This is a genomic window from Nocardia sp. NPDC050413 (assembly GCF_040655475.1).
Lineage (GTDB): Bacteria > Actinomycetota > Actinomycetes > Mycobacteriales > Mycobacteriaceae > Nocardia > Nocardia coubleae.
Genome location: NZ_JBFAJZ010000002.1, coordinates 245915 through 261288 on the forward strand (window position 1 = coordinate 245915; position 15374 = coordinate 261288).

A 15374-nucleotide genomic window follows, 5' to 3' on the forward strand; every position below is an offset into this window, starting at 1 on the left:
CGCTTCTCCCTCGGCGCTTCGCTCTTCGCATAGTGCCGACAACGGGCGCCCACCCGCACCGGAATCGCGGTATTCGCCGCGGTGGACAACGACGAAGGCGGTGACCCGGACGAACCGGATCACCGCCTGCGGTGTCTCGAGCCAGCTCAGCGACGCAAGGCGTACGGCTCGATCGCACCGCGCTCGAGGGCGCGGGCGTCGATGGTCTCGGCCTTGTAGGGGAGCAGGGCCAGGCGATCGGTCATGCCGCGCACCGGGTCCTCGATCTTCTCGTTCAGGCCGAACAGGAAGGTCCATTCGTGCTCGTCGCTACCGTAGGGCACCACGGTGGCGAACTGCTCGTGGAACCGTCCCCACGACCGCTTGAGGGTCTCGTTGCGCCACATGGTCGCGCAGCCGGCCTGGGCCGACAGCACACCGCCGGGTGCGAGCAGTGCCTTACATCGCGACAGGAACTCCGACTCGTAGAGGCGGTTGTGCTGGGCGTCCTCGACGCGCTCGTCGGGCAGGTCGATCACGATCACGTCGTAACGGGTTCCCGCCTCCTGCGCCTTGGCCAGGAAGTCCCAGCCGTCGGCGTAGTGCACGTGCACCGGGCCCTCGCCACGCACCGCGGCGGCCAGCTCCTCGGGGGTGTACCCGTAGGGCAGGTGGCGGGCGCACAGCTCGACCTCGCGCTGGTCGATGTCGACGTGGTCGACGAGGGTCGCCCCGGCCGCCACCGACATCTGCGAGGCCACACCCTCACCGGAACCGATGATGAGCACCCGGTCCAGCTTCTCGGCCAGCACGAACGCCGGGACCATCATGGCCTCGTGGTAGGTGACCTGGGAGAACTCGGTGGACTGGCGGTCGTCGTCGGAGAACAGGGAGATGCCCTGGTCGGTCCGCGCGATCACCATGTGCTGGTACGGGGTGTTGGTGTCGACGATCACCTCGTGCAGATCCCAGATCCGGGTCAGGCCGTCGCCCACCGGTTCGTAGATCTTCTCGGCACCGTGGCCACGCTGGACAACCTTCATCCGAACTTCCTTGGGAGACAACTTGTCTCGCAGAAGTTCCACGGCCTTCGTCGCGCCGGCACCGATGCTGCCGCAGGTGAAGACGTCGACGAAGATCTCGCCGGACTCCGGATAGGTGTGAATCGAGGCGTGGGACTCCGACAACAGCGCGAGGACGGTCACCCCCTGCGGTTCGAACTTTTTGTGAACGACATCGCAGATGGTGACGCCCGCCGCGATCAGAGACTCACGCAACGCCGATTCGAGTCGTTCGAGATCGTCACACAGGTCTGTGTCGACACCACCGAACTCGGCCAGCACATGCCAGCCGGTGAATTCCGCCGTCATGGGCAAACTCACTCTCGCTCAGCGCCCGAGACATGAACGGTCAAGGGCGGAAAACCATTGAAGGACACCGACGAATAACTCGCGGTATAGGCGCCGGTGTCGAGGATCTGGATCTGATCACCGGCTCGCAACGTGGTCGGCAGAAGGACCTTCGTGCGTTGATACAGTACATCGTCGCCGTCGCAGGTCGGACCCGCGACCACCGCCTCGCCCACCGGATCGCCGTCGCGATCGGTGACGAAACGGTAGGCGATGTACTCGTTCTCCGTCTCGGCCATACCGTTGTATCGGCCGATGTCGAGATACACCCAGCGCCGCCCGTCCGGCGCGAAACGCACGCCGACGACCTCGGCGTGGATGGTGCCCGCGTTGCCGACCAGGGCACGCCCCGGTTCCACGATCAGCTCGACCGACGCGGGCAGGAATTCGGCCGCGGCCTGCGCCGCGGCGGCCGCGATCGCGCCCGGTTCGGGCGCGGACTCGGCGTAGGAGATGGGCAGGCCGCCGCCGATGTTCACCGCGGCGACGTGAATGTCCTTGTCCGCCAAGGCCTTCACGATCTCACCTGCCTGCTCGATACCGATCCGCCAGGCGGCGGGATCGAGCTGCTGGGAGCCCACATGGAAGTACGGGCCACCGACACGCAGGCCCAGATCGCGCGCCCGCACCAGCAATCGCAGGGCCTCACCGGGCGCGCACCCGAACTTGGTGCCGAACGGGGTGCGCGACTCCGGTGCCGAGGACAGGAACCGGCACTCCACCTCCGCGCCGGGCGCGTGCTCGGCGATGCGCTCGAGATCGTCCTCGGTGTCGAAGGCGAACCGGCGCACACCGGCGGCGTGGGCGTAGGCGATGTGGGCGGCCTTCTTGATCGGATTGCCGTAGCAGAGCTTGTCCGCCGCGATACCGAGGCGCACGCACTGATCGATCTCACCGACACTGGCGACGTCGAACTCGGCGCCCTCGGCGTCGAGCAGGCTCAGCACCTCGTCGACGGGAGCCGCTTTCACCGCGTACCTGATCCGGGTGCCCTGCTCGCGCTGCGCCGAGACGGCGGCGGCGAGGGTTCGGTAGTTGGCACGTACCCGCTCGGGGTAGATGACAAGGTACGGGGATTCGGGCATAGTTGAACTTTCGGTCGGCGGCCGGGAGAGACTATCAGCGGCCACTACCCAACAACGAATCCGTCAAACATTCGTCACATACGTCATATCGATCGGGTATGACTCAGCCGGGCGCGACCGTGACCTCGTCGAACACCACCTCGCCCGCGGCATCGGACTCCTCGAGATCCACGATCGCCGTCAGCGCCCACCCGTGGTCGCCCGCCGGGTCGTCGATCACCTGGCGCACGTGCCAGAAACCGGGCCGCTGCTCCACCCTGAACAGCTGCGGGCCGCGCGCGTCGGGGCCCGTGCCGATGGACTCGTACTCCTCGAAATAGGGTGCGAACTCCTCGGCCCAGTCGGGGCCCGTCCCGAGCTGATCCAGCTCGTACCAGCGCTGTCGCGAGGCCAGCTCCATCCGGCGGAACATGGCGTTGCGCACCATGATCCGGAAGGCGCGTTCGTTGGCCGTGATCGGGCGCACCTGTTCGGCACCGAAGGCCACCTGATCGGTGTCGATCTCGGCGCCGGGGTTGGTGAGCTGTTCCCATTCGTCGAGCAGGCTCGAATCGACCTGGCGGATCAGTTCGCCGAGCCATTCGGTGAGGTCGTCGAGTTCCTCGGTGCGCGCCGCGTCGGGCACGGTGCGGCGCAGCGCACGGTAGGCGTCGGCCAGGTAGCGCAGCACCACGCCCTCGGAGCGGGTCAGCTCGTAGAAGGAGATGAGTTCGGCGAAGGTCATCGCGCGCTCGATCATGTCGCGCACCACCGACTTCGGCGACGGCGCGAACTCCGACACCCACGGGTGCCCGGCTTGGTAGGTCTCGAACGCGGGCTCGATCAGCTCGGCGAGCGGCTTGGGCCAGGTCACTTCCTCGAGCAGCTCCATGCGCTCCTCGTATTCGATGCCCTCGGCCTTCATCTCGGCCACGGCGGCGCCGCGCGCCTTGTGCTGCTGGGCCATCAGCAGCTGCCGCGGATCCTCGAGCGTCGCCTCGATCAGGGACACGACATCGAGTGTGTAGGTGGGGCTTTCGCGGTCGAGGAGCTCGAACGCGGCGAGCGCGAACGGCGACAGCGGCTGATCGAGCGCGAAGTCGCGTTGCAGGTCGACGGTGAGCCGCGCCATCCGGCCCTTGGCGTCGGGCTCGGAGAGTTGTTGCACCACACCGGCATCGCGCAGTGAACGGTAGAGGCGGATGGCGCGCAGGATGTGTTTGCGCTGGGCCGGGCGCGGTTCGTGATTGTCCTCGAGCAGGTGCCGCATGGCGTAGAAACAGTTGCCCGGCCGGGCGATGACATTGAGCAGCATCGAGTTGGTGACCGCGAAACGCGACACCATCGGTTCGGGTTGCGCGGCGACCAACCGGTCGAAGGTCTCCTCGCTCCACGACACGAACCCCTCGGGGGGCTTGCGGCGCTGCACCTTTCGCTGCTTCTTCGGGTCGTCGCCCGCCTTGGCGATCAGGCGGGCGTTCTCCACCTCGTGCTCGGGGGCCTGCACGACAACGGTGCCCATGGTGTCGAATCCGGCGCGTCCGGCGCGTCCGGCGATCTGATGGAACTCGCGGGCCTTGAGCCTGCGGGTGCGCACGCCGTCGTATTTGGTCAGTCCGGTCAGCAGCACGGTGCGGATCGGCACGTTGATCCCGACGCCGAGGGTGTCGGTGCCGCACACCACCTTCAGCAGGCCCTCCTGGGCGAGTTTCTCCACCAGCCTGCGGTATTTGGGCAGCATGCCCGCGTGGTGCACCCCGATACCGTGGCGGATCAGCCGCGAGAGGGTCTTGCCGAAACCGGACGCGAACCGGAACTCGCCGATCGCGGCGGCGATGGCGTCCTTCTCGGCGCGGGAGGCGAAGTTCACACTGGTCAGTGCCTGCGCGCGTTCCAGGGCGGCGGCCTGGGTGAAGTGCACTACGTACACCGGGGCCTGGTGGGTGGTGACCAGTTCCTCGAGGGTTTCGGTGATGGGGGTGCGCACGTAGGAGAACGTCAGCGGCACCGGGCGTTCGGTGCCCGCCACCACGGCCGTCAGCCTGCCGGTGCGCTGTTCGAGGTCGGTGGCGAAGAAGTCGACCTCGCCCAACGTGGCCGACATCAACAGGAATTGGGCGCGCGGCAGTTCGATGATCGGTACCTGCCAGGCCCAGCCACGGTCCGGGTCGGCGTAGAAATGGAACTCGTCCATCACCACCTGGCCCACCTCGGCGTCAGCGCCCTCGCGCAGCGCCAGATTCGCCAGGATCTCGGCGGTGGCGCAGATGATCGGCGCGTCGGCGTTCACAGCCGCGTCACCGGTGACCATGCCGACGTTCTCGGCGCCGAACACCTCGCACAGCGCGAAGAACTTCTCGCTCACCAGCGCCTTGATGGGTGCGGTGTAGTAGCTGCGCTGCCCGTTGGCCATGGCGAACAGGTGCGCGCCGACCGCGACCAGGGACTTACCGGAGCCGGTCGGGGTCGCCAGAATGACATTGCACCCCGACGCCAGCTCCATCAGCGCCTCGTCTTGCGCCGGATACAGGGTGGTGCCCTGCTCGGCGGCCCACAGCGCGAACGACTCGTAAAGCGCGTCGGCGTCGGTACCGGGAATTTCGAGCAGGTCGGTCAGATCCACTCCGACCACCCTAGTGGTCGGGTGCGGTGCGACCGTGCGTCAGTCCCGTCCGGTGTCGTCGTAGCCGCCCTGTTCGGCCAGGAAACGCTCGAACTCGGCGCCGAGCTCCTCGCCGCTCGGCAGCTCGCCGTCGCCGGCCAGCAGACTGGACTGGCCTTCCTGGGCGGTGACGAAGCTGTCGTACTGGCGTTCCAGCGCCGCGACGACCGTCTCGACCTCTTCGTTGCCCGCGATGTGCTCGGCGACCTGTTCGCGCACCCGCGCGGCCGCCTCGCCGAGTGCGGCGAGCGGCAGCTCGAGACCGGTGTTGTCGGCGACGCTCTCGAGCAGGGTCTGGGCGGCCTCGGGGTAGTCGGTCTGGGCGAGGTAGTGCGGCACGTGCACGGAGAACCCGAGCGATTCGTGGCCGTGCTGGGCCATCCGGAACTCGAGCAGCGACGACGCGCTGCCGGGCACCTGCAGCTCACCCGGCCAGCGCTGATGCTCACCGAGCAGCGACCGGTCCGAGGAATGCGCGGTGACACCGAGCGGGCGGGTGTGCGGGATCGCCATCGGGATCGCCGACAGGCCGATCGTGCGGCGCACACCGAGCTGTTCGGCCAGCAGCCGCACGGCGGTGGTGAACTTCTCCCAGCGCAGATCCGGCTCGAGACCGGCCAGCAGCAGGAACGGGGTACCCGCCGTGTCGCGCAACGCCCACAGGTTCAGTTCGGGCTCGGCGTAATCGGCGAAATGATCGGTCTTGAACGTCATCAGGGGACGGCGCGACCGGTAGTCGAGCAGCTCGTCCACGTCGAACGACGCGACCAGTTCCGATTCCAGGCTCTCGCGCAGGTGCGTCGTGGCCAGGCGCACCGCGTGGCCGGCGTCGGTGAAACCTTCCAGCCCGTGCACCAGCACGGGACCGGCGCCGTCGTCCGCGGACAACTGCGGTGCCGGAAACTCCAGTTCGTACATATGCGACTGGTCATCCATCGCGTTTCTCCTTCCTGCGCGGTCCACCAACGCTCGCGGCGGGGGAGGCTCGTCCATTGTCCCCCATGCGAGCACGACCGACGCACACGGCCGGAGGACGGCTCGTCCTGCTTCCAACAGCCGCACGCGCCCCGGCATTCCCTCCGGCGTGGCGCGCGGCGACCGCTCGGTCCGGTGGGGCACAGTGAAGGGTGTGAACGTGGCGCGCACCTCGCTCAACAGGGCCGTTCCGACGACGGCGGGTCGTCGGCGAGTCGCGGCCTGTGCCGTGCTGATGACGGGGGCGCTGACCGGGTGCGCCGAGGCGGTGAGCGGCATCCCGGTCGCCGAGAGCGCCACCTCCATGCACCATGTCGAGGCCGCGCCCGCCGATCTGCTGCCCGACCCGCACGAGTTCCCGGCTGCCTATCCGGCTGTCGTGCTCACGCCGCAGGCCGCCTCGGCCGCCGCGGAGGATCTGGACGGCGTCGGGATGGGTGCGACCGTGAGCCCGGTCGAATGCACACCGCCGGAGTCCGAGCCCGGTGCAGAGCCGCCGGCGGTGGCGGTGGGGACCGACGAGGTGAGCCGGGCCAGTCTCACCGTCGAACTGTCGCGGACCACCGAACTGCTCGCGCGGGTGCGTGACCGGTTGCGGGCCTGCGAACAGATCCGGGTGAGCCGGGCGGGGGCGGGGTCGACCGTCACCACCGAGGTCTCCGCGCATGTACCGGCCGGTGCCGACGAGGCGATGACCTTGCGGCGCAGCGTGATTCCGGATGTCGGTGGGGCCGGGTTGACGCAGACCATGTACACCTCGGTCGGGCGCGTCGGTGACATTCGGATCACCGTGACCTCGATGACCTTCGGTGCGGGCGAACCGGACAAAGCCGCCGTCGACGAGCTGTTCGCCACGGCCGTGCGCTCCGTGCGTACGCGCTGATCGGCCGCTACCACGCGGCACCGACATTTCCGGTGCGCCCGGACCCGCGCCCGCGGTGGTTGTGCACAGATTCGCCGCTGTGCACAGGGCGGCGATAAGCCCAGGTCGCGCCGGCGGTGCCGGGACGGCGGGCGAGGACGCTCGAGCCATGACATCTTCGACCAACCCGACCCGCCGGGCCAATCGCACCGCTCCCTTTCGCCGGGCGCTCACCTGTGCCGAGACAGGGCCCGGTTACCGGGATCTGCCTACCCCCGCTGTCCGCGTCGACGAGCCCGGCGATCTCATCGCCGCACTCCCGGCGATGCTCGGTTTCGTACCCGAACGCTCCCTCGTCGTCGCCGTCCTGCACCCGCATCCCACGGCCGCCGCCGCGATCGACGCGGTGGTGCGTTTCGACCTCGACGCCGTCACCGATCCCGACCACTACGAGCATTTCCTCGGGTGTCTCGGGTCGATCTGCCTGCGTGAACAGGCGAGTGGGGTATTCGCCGTCTTCATCGACGACCGCCGACGATCCTCCTCGGCCACCGCAGCGCGCGACCACGCGCTGCTCGCCGCGATCGGGACGCAGGGAATCGAGGTGCGTGGGGCCTGGGCGGTGCGTGCCGTCGCCGCGGGCGCGCGATACCGCAGTCTGCTCGGGACCGGTGGCGGGCTGGTCGCCGACCCGGACTCCTCGATGGTCTCGCTGTCACATGTGCTCGACGGCAGGCAGATCCGGCGCTCCCGCGGCGAACTCACCGCGCTCGTGGAACCCGACGAACAGTTGTGCGCGCGGGTTCGGCGCAAGCTCGGACCGGCCGTGGCCCGCTACCGTGGCGGGCTCGCGACGGCCGAACGCGTGGGGGAGGGCGCGGTGTTTCAGCGTCGCGCGCTCGAGTGGGTGCTGTGGCAGATCGCCGACGCCGCCTCCGGCTCTCCCCGCGCCGATCGCGAATTCGCCCGGCTGGCCGCCACTTTGCGTGATCGTGCGGTTCGGGACGCCCTCTACGGGCTGGCCGTCACCGACCACGCCGAAGCCGCCGAAGGGTTGTGGGCACAGCTGGCCAGGGCGACCCCGGCGGGCGATCGCGCCGAGGCCGCCGCACTGCTCGGCTTCAGTGCCTATGTGCGCGGCGACGGGCCGTTCGCGGGCATCGCGCTGGCCGCCGCCGTGGATGCCGACGGTGACCATCCGATGGCGGTACTGCTGGAAACGTCGCTGCAGTCGGGTCTTCGGCCCGAACGGTTGCGCACGCTGGCCGACTGCGGGCGCCAGATCGCCGCCGATCTCGGGGTCGACCTGGGGCCGGTGCGGCCGTGAGCGGGCCGCACCGGTCGGCCGGATCAGCGGGCGCTGTGCGCCTTGTCGCCGAGCGAACGCAGGAATTCCCAGGCGTCGGTGACGATCTCGTCGATGTCGTTGTGCTCGGGTGTCCAACCCAGTTCGGCGATCGCTTTCTCGCTCGAGGCGATCAGGACGGCCGGGTCGCCCGCGCGGCGGGGCGCGTCGATGGCTTCGATGGGCAGACCGGTCACCCGCTCGCACGCCGAGATCACCTCGCGCACCGAGAAACCGGTGCCGGAACCGAGGTTGAGAACGCGGTGACTGCCCGGCTGCGAGGACGACAGGGCGAGCAGATGCGCCTGCGCCAGATCACGGATGTGGATGTAGTCGCGCACACAGGTGCCGTCGGGGGTGGGCCAATCGGTGCCGTACACCGAGATCGCCTTGCGGTGACCGAGCGCCACCTGCAGCACGAGGGGGATCAGATGGGTTTCCACCACACGGTTTTCGCCGAGCCCGGCGTAGGCGCCCGCCACATTGAAGTAGCGCAGGCTCGTCGCGGCCAGCCCGTAGGCCACCGCGTAGGAGGTGATGGCGTGGTCGATCGCCAGTTTGCTCGCGCCGTAGGGGTTGGTCGGGCGGGTGGGCGAGTCCTCGGTGATCGGCACCTGTTCGGGCTCGCCGTAGACCGCGGCCGTCGAGGAGAACACCAGGCGCCCGGTGCCGGTCTCGCGCATCGCGTCGAGCAAAGTCAGCGTCTTGGCCACGTTGCCGTGCCAGTACTTGGCGGGCTGCTCCACCGACTCGCCCACCAGCGACTGCGCCGCGAAATGCAGGACACCGTCGAAGGATTCGGCGCGCAGCAGGGCCGGGGCGGCTTCGGCGATATCGCCTTCGACGAATCGCGCGCCCGCCGGGACACCGTCGGCGTTACCGGTCGACAGGTCGTCGACGACGACCACCTCGTTGCCCTGCTCGAGCAACACAGCGGCACACACGCCGCCCACATAGCCGGCGCCGCCGGTGACCAGAAGTTTCACGAATCAGACCAGCCTCACCTGGACGGCGTGCGCCATCTCCTCGGACAATTCGAAACCGTGGTGCCCCGGCACCGTGATCAGCACCGCACCCGGCTTGGTCTCCACGGTGACGCGCGCGTCGGGAACGACACCGGCCTCCCGCAACCGGCCGATGACCTCGGGGTCGGTCTGGATGTGCTCGGCCAGCCTGCGCACGACCACCGCGTGCAGCGCGCCGTTGGGCAGATCCGAGAGGCGGATGAGCTTCTCCTCCACCGGCGGCGGATCGGCGAGGCCGAGTTCGTCGAGGCCGGGGATGGGGTTGCCGTAGGGCGAGGTGGTCGGGTGGTTGAGCACCTCGATCAGGCGCCGCTCCACCTCCTCGCTCATCACGTGCTCCCAGCGACACGCCTCGGCGTGCACGTTCTGCCAGTCCAGCCCGATGATGTCGACCAGCAACCGCTCGGCGAGCCGGTGCTTACGCATCACCGCGACCGCCATCGAGCGACCCTTGTCGGTCAGCTCGAGATGGCGGTCACCCGCGACGAGCAGCAGGCCGTCGCGTTCCATCCGCGCGACAGTCTGGCTCACCGTCGGACCACTCTGCTCGAGCCGCTCGGCGATTCGTGCCCGCAAGGGCACCACGCCCTCTTCCTCGAGGTCGTAGATGGTACGGAGGTACATCTCCGTGGTGTCGACCAGATCTTTCACCTGATAACCCCTTCGTCGGCACGATTCTACCCACGGGCGAACGCCGGTCCGTGCGCTGGACCGGCGGCCCTATTTCTACTGCATGTCAACGTCTCACGGGGCCCGCTGCTTCCGGCTAGCGTGGCGAGCATGGTCACTGTGCCACCGAGCCGAGCGCCGGGAACCCTCGTATGGACCGAGCGATTCCTCGGCTACACCTGGAGCCCCGAGCATCCGATGAAACCGGCGCGCCTGCGGTTCACCATGTCGCTGGCCGAAAGTCTCGGCCTGCTCGACGGTATCGAACCACTCGCGCCTGCCGAGGCTACCCAGGGCGAGTTGATGCGGGTGCACAGCAATGCCTATATCCAGGCGGTTCGCCGAGCCGGTGCGGGACCTGCCACCCCGGAGGGCACCCTCTACGGCCTGGGCACCGCCGACAATCCGGTCTTCCCGCACATGCACGAGGCGGCGTCGGTGATCGTCGGCGGCACGCTGGCCGCGGCGCGGGAGATCGCGGCCGGGCGTACGCGGCGCGCGGTGAGCATCGGCGGGGGCATGCACCACGCCATGCCGGATTCGGCGGCGGGGTTCTGCATCTACAACGACGCCGCGATCGCGATCTCCTGGTTGCTGGACAACGGATTCGACCGGATCGCGTATGTGGATGTCGATGTCCATCACGGCGACGGCGTGCAGCGCGCCTTCTATGCCGATCCACGGGTCCTCACGGTGTCGCTGCACCAGCATCCGGCCACGCTGTGGCCCAATACCGGGTGGCCGGAGGAGACCGGGCTCGGTAGCGCCGAGGGCACCTCGATCAACCTGCCGTTGCTGCCCGGCACCCGGGACGCGCAGTGGCTGCGCGGTTTTCACGCGGTGGTGCCCGGTGCGATCGCCGCGTTCCGGCCGCAGATCATCGTGAGCCAGTGCGGGGTGGACACCCACCGCGAAGATCCGCTCGCTGATCTGGAACTGACCGTCGACGGTCAGCGCGCGGCCTTCCTCGCCATGCGTGAGCTGGCCGACCGCCACGCCGAGGGCAGATGGCTCGCGCTCGGTGGCGGCGGCTACGGGGTGGTGCGGGTGGTGCCACGGGCGTGGACGCACCTGCTCGCGGCCGCGCTGGATCGTCCCTTGGTGCCGGACACCCCGATTCCCGAGAGCTGGCGCGAGCAGGTACGCGCGTCGGCGCCGCGGATCACCCCGCCGACGACGATGAGCGACGGTGGCGACCCGACCTACCGTCCGTGGGACGGGCCGGGCGGCACCCCCGAGATCGGTGACGCCGACGAGGTCCGCGCCCAGCGCGCGGTCGACACCGCCATCTCGGCCACCCGACGGGCCAGTTTCTCGCTGCTCGGTCTCGACCCGGAGGATCCCCGTGACTGAACCACTGCTGCCCGACACCCCCGATACGCCCGCGAACCCGCCCGAGCCGCCGCCGCAGCTGTTCGGCGATGTGCTGGCGGCCGACGGCGGCGTGGTGCGGATCCGTCCGATCGTGCCCGCCGATGCCGACGCGCTGGCGGATTTCCACGCCCGGCTCTCGGACCGCACCCGCTACCTGCGCTATTTCGGTCCCTACCCGAGAATCTCGCCGAAGGACATGTACCGCACCACCCATGTCGACTATCACGACCGGGTGGGGTTGGTCGCGGTGCTCGGTACCGCGATCATCGCGGTGGCCCGCTACGAACTGCTCGACCGGCCGGGGCCGCGCGCGGCCGAGGTGGCGTTCGTCGTCGCCGACGAACACCAGGGGCGTGGACTCGGGTCGATCCTGCTCGAGCACCTCGCGGGTGCCGCCGCCGAGAACGAGGTGGAGACTTTCACCGCCGAGGTGCTGGCCGAGAACGAGGCCATGATCACGGTGTTCCGTGACGCCGGCTACCAGTTGCAGCGCAGCCGCGACGGCTCCGAGGTGCACCTGGAGTTCGCGATCGACCCCACCGAGGCCCTGCGCACCGTCCGGGACGCCAGGGAGGCGGCGTCGGAGGCACGCAGCGTGGGCAATCTGCTGGCACCCGGTTCGGTGGCGGTGATCGGCGCGTCGCCGGAGAGCACGCGGGTCGGCGGCGCCGTGCTGGCCAACCTGCTCGCCGGGGGATTCGCCGGGCCGGTGTTCCCGGTGAATCCGCATCGCCGGTCGGTGCGCGGGGTGCGCGCGTATGCCACCGTCCGTGAGATTCCCGACGAGGTGGACCTCGCCGTCGTCGCGGTGCCGCCCGCCGCGATCGGATCGGTGCTCGACGACTGCATGGCCAAGGGCGTCAAAGGCTTGATCGTGCTCACGGCCGGTTTCGGGGAGACCGGGCCCGCGGGGTTGGCCGCCGAACAGGACCTGGTCGCCGCCGCCCGGGGGCACGGGATGCGGGTTATCGGACCGAGCGCGCTCGGCATCGCCAACACCGACCCGGCCGTAGGGCTCAATGCCACCCTTGCCCCGGTCCTGCCGCAGCGTGGGCGGATCGGGTTCTTCTGCCAATCGGGCCCGCTCGGCGCCGCCATTCTCGCCGAGGCCGCCACCCGCAATCTCGGGGTGTCGACGTTCGTGTCGGCGGGCAACCGCGCCGATGTGTCGGGCAACGACCTGCTGCAGTACTGGGACACCGCCGCCGACACCGAGGTGATCCTGCTCTACCTGGAGAGTTTCGGTAATCCGCGCAAGTTCTCCCGGCTCGCGCGGCGGGTGGCGCGCGGCAAACCGATCGTGGCCGTGAGCAGCGGCAGGCTGGCCGCCGGCGCCGACATGGATCGCACTGTGGTGCGTGACCTGTTCGCCCAGGCCGGAATCATCCAGGTGGACTCCATCTCCGAACTGTTCGACTGCGCCGCACTGCTGGCGTGTCAGCCGTTGCCGCGCGGACCACGGGTTGCGGTGGTCGGCAACAGCGCTGCCCTGAACTGGCTGGCCATCGACGCGGCCACCAGCGAGGGCCTGCGGATCCATCGCCCGCCCACCGCCGTCGACCGCGGACCCGGAGCCCGGCCGACCGAACGCGGCCCGGGCGCTCCAGAAGGCGACGTCGGAGGAGTGGCGGCTGACGGGCCGGTGGATCTCGGGCCCGAGGCGACCCCTGCCGACTACCGGGAGGCCGTGCTGGCGGCTCTGCGCAGTGCGGAAGTCGATGCGGTGATCGTGGTTGTCGCGCCGCCGGTGCCGGTGCATATGGGCGGCTTCGCCGATGCCTTGCGCGCGGCTGCGGCCGCCGCACCCGACCGGGACAAACCGGTACTCACCACCTTTGTGGCGGAATCCGGAATTCCTGATCTGCTCGCTGTGCGGTCGACCGGTGGCGCGCCTGGGCGCGGGTCCATCCCGTCGTATCCCGATCCGGAACGTGCCGCCCGTGCGCTGGCCAGGGTCGATCGCTACGCGCGCTGGCGGGACAGGCCCGTCTCACCGGTGGTTCGTCCTCCCGGCATCGACACCGCCGCGGCGACAACGCTGGTGGAGCAGTGGTCGGAGGGGTCGACGGGGCGGTGGCTCACGGATGAGGAGGCGGTGCGGTTGCTCGAGTGCTACGGCATCGACATCGTCGACTTCCGGGCGGTGCGTGACGCGGAGCAGGCGGTGGCCGCAGCCGAGGAACTGGGTTATCCGGTCGCCGCGAAGGCCACCGGTGAGCTGTGGCGGCGCAGGCCGGACCTGATCGGGGTCCGGTTGGATCTGTGGGGGCCCGACGCGGTCCGTCAGGCGTACACCGATCTCGTCACGATCTGCGGTGATCCCCTGCTGCACGTGCAGAAGATGGCGACCAAGGGTGTCGGGTGCGTGTTGAGCGTCACCGACGACCCGTCGTTCGGCTCGGTCATCGAGTTCGGCCTGTCCGGGATGATCATGGACCTGCTCGGCGACCGTGCCTACCGCGCACTACCGCTGACCGCCGACGAGGCCGCCGCCCTGATCGACGCACCTCGCGCCGCACCACTGCTCTCGCCCGGCCCGGCGGGCCCGGGCGTGGACAAGGCGGCGCTCATCGAACTGGCTCAACGCATTTCGGCCCTCTTCGACGACATCCCCCAGATGCGCGAACTGTCCTGCGACCCCGTCCTGGCTTCCCCCGGCTCGGCCGAGATCATCTACGCCCGCGCCCGCATCGGCCCCCAACCCACCCGCTTCGACACCGGCCCCCGACGCCTGGCATGAACGACCACACGGCCGCGTCGGCGCACCTGGCACCCGCTCGGTGGCGGTCCATGCCACAGGCGGGGCGGTAGTGAACGGACAACGCCGACCGGTTCGCGACCCCGGAGGGGGATGGAGTCACGGACACCGGTCGGCGTTTCGGAAGACGACCCCTGAGGGCCGTCGAGTCTGGGTCAGCGCCGGCAAGTCACCGTCGACACGATGGCGGCGGATCAGCGCGGCGCTGACAAGGGATCAGCTCGCGTAGGCACGCAGACGGTCGGCGCGCTCACCCTTGCGCAGCTTCGACATGACCTCGCGCTCGATCTGGCGCACCCGCTCGCGGGACAGGCCGAACAGCTTGCCGATCTGGTCGAGGGTGCGGGGTTGCCCGTCGTCGAGGCCGAAGCGCAGGCGGATGACCTGCTGTTCGCGTTCGTCGAGGGTGGCCAGGACACTGCGGACGTCGTGGTGGAGCAGGCCCGCGATCACGGCGCTCTCGGCCGAGGTGGCCTCGGAGTCCTCGATGAAGTCGCCGAGCGGCGCTTCCTCGTCGTTACCGACGGGCATGTCGAGGCTCACCGGGTCGCGGCTGTGGTCGAGCAGGTCGGCGATCTTCTCCACCGGGATGCCCGACTCGTTGGCCAGTTCGGCATCGGTGGCCTCGCGACCGAGCTGCTGATGCAGTTCGCGCTTGATCCTGGCGAGCTTGTTCACCTGTTCGACCAGGTGCACGGGCAGCCGGATGGTGCGGCTCTGATCGGCCATACCCCTGGTGATGGCCTGGCGGATCCACCAGGTGGCGTAGGTGGAGAACTTGAAGCCCTTGGCGTAGTCGAACTTCTCCATCGCGCGGATGAGGCCGAGGTTGCCCTCCTGGATGAGATCGAGCAGCGGCATGCCGCGGCCGGTGTAGCGCTTGGCCAGCGAAACCACCAGACGCAGGTTGGCCTCGAGCAGGTGCGAGCGGGCGGCTTGCCCCTCGCGGACCAGAACGGCCAGGTCACGCTTGCGGGCCGCCGATAACCGCTTGCCGGTCTCGAGCAGGTGCTGGGCATACAGGCCCGCCTCGATACGCTTGGCCAGCTCGACCTCGTCGGCCGCCGTGAGCAGTGCCGTGCGACCGATCCCGTTCAGGTACACGCGTACCAGGTCGGCGGCGGGGCTCTGGGCGTCGATATCGGACTCGCTGGGGCGCACTCGAGTAGTGGCGGGGCTTGTCATGACTTGCCTCCTGTCGGTGGTGTCTCACTCCGATCAACGGACCCGACTTAGAGAAAGTTCCCGATCC

Annotated in this window: 11 protein-coding genes; 4 read left to right on the top strand and 7 right to left on the bottom strand. The window is 69.2% G+C overall.

Going from position 1 to position 15374, the window contains the following annotated elements:
* Positions 1-146 precede the first annotated feature (146 nt).
* From speD to AB0I19_RS07145, 4 genes are all read right to left on the bottom strand, one after another.
* Positions 147-1349 (bottom strand): adenosylmethionine decarboxylase, encoded by a 1203-nt coding sequence (speD, locus tag AB0I19_RS07130; protein WP_181697035.1) that lies wholly within the window; start codon positions 1347-1349, stop codon positions 147-149.
* An 8-nt stretch (positions 1350-1357) separates the two neighbouring features.
* Complete coding sequence (locus AB0I19_RS07135) at positions 1358-2473, bottom strand: type III PLP-dependent enzyme (protein WP_357145619.1); 1116 nt, start codon at positions 2471-2473, stop codon at positions 1358-1360.
* Between the two features lie 103 nt (positions 2474-2576).
* Positions 2577-5075, bottom strand: a complete 2499-nt coding sequence (locus AB0I19_RS07140; protein ID WP_357145622.1) for a DUF3516 domain-containing protein — start codon at positions 5073-5075, stop codon at positions 2577-2579.
* A gap of 39 nt (positions 5076-5114) precedes the next feature.
* Positions 5115-6050 carry a PAC2 family protein gene (locus AB0I19_RS07145; protein ID WP_357145624.1) on the bottom strand — a complete coding sequence of 312 codons (936 nt, stop codon included), beginning with the start codon at positions 6048-6050 and terminating at the stop codon, positions 5115-5117.
* A gap of 193 nt (positions 6051-6243) precedes the next feature.
* Here AB0I19_RS07145 and AB0I19_RS07150 point away from each other — a divergent pair, with 193 nt between their 5' ends.
* Together AB0I19_RS07150 and AB0I19_RS07155 are read left to right on the top strand one after the other, a co-directional pair.
* Positions 6244-6972 (top strand): sensor domain-containing protein, encoded by a 729-nt coding sequence (locus tag AB0I19_RS07150; RefSeq protein WP_357145626.1) that lies wholly within the window; start codon positions 6244-6246, stop codon positions 6970-6972.
* A 148-nt stretch (positions 6973-7120) separates the two neighbouring features.
* Positions 7121-8278 carry a DUF4192 domain-containing protein gene (locus AB0I19_RS07155; RefSeq protein WP_357145629.1) on the top strand — a complete coding sequence of 386 codons (1158 nt, stop codon included), beginning with the start codon at positions 7121-7123 and terminating at the stop codon, positions 8276-8278.
* Positions 8279-8301: 23 nt separating this feature from the next.
* Here the strand turns inward: AB0I19_RS07155 and galE are convergent, their stop codons facing one another.
* Together galE and AB0I19_RS07165 are read right to left on the bottom strand one after the other, a co-directional pair.
* On the bottom strand, positions 8302-9282 hold the full coding sequence (galE, locus tag AB0I19_RS07160) for a UDP-glucose 4-epimerase GalE (protein WP_067492813.1): 981 nt from the start codon (positions 9280-9282) through the stop codon (positions 8302-8304).
* Positions 9283-9285: 3 nt separating this feature from the next.
* Positions 9286-9972, bottom strand: a complete 687-nt coding sequence (locus AB0I19_RS07165) for a metal-dependent transcriptional regulator (protein WP_067636271.1) — start codon at positions 9970-9972, stop codon at positions 9286-9288.
* A 129-nt stretch (positions 9973-10101) separates the two neighbouring features.
* Here AB0I19_RS07165 and AB0I19_RS07170 point away from each other — a divergent pair, with 129 nt between their 5' ends.
* Positions 10102-11343 (top strand): acetoin utilization protein AcuC, encoded by a 1242-nt coding sequence (locus AB0I19_RS07170; protein WP_357145632.1) that lies wholly within the window; start codon positions 10102-10104, stop codon positions 11341-11343.
* 7 nt (positions 11344-11350) lie between these two features.
* The gene (locus AB0I19_RS07175; RefSeq protein WP_357146671.1) at positions 11351-14104 is read left to right on the top strand and encodes a GNAT family N-acetyltransferase; all 2754 of its coding nucleotides are present in this window, start codon (positions 11351-11353) and stop codon (positions 14102-14104) included.
* A gap of 234 nt (positions 14105-14338) precedes the next feature.
* Here AB0I19_RS07175 and AB0I19_RS07180 read toward each other — a convergent pair whose 3' ends face one another.
* Positions 14339-15307 carry a sigma-70 family RNA polymerase sigma factor gene (locus tag AB0I19_RS07180; protein WP_067492821.1) on the bottom strand — a complete coding sequence of 323 codons (969 nt, stop codon included), beginning with the start codon at positions 15305-15307 and terminating at the stop codon, positions 14339-14341.
* Positions 15308-15374: the final 67 nt, after the last annotated feature.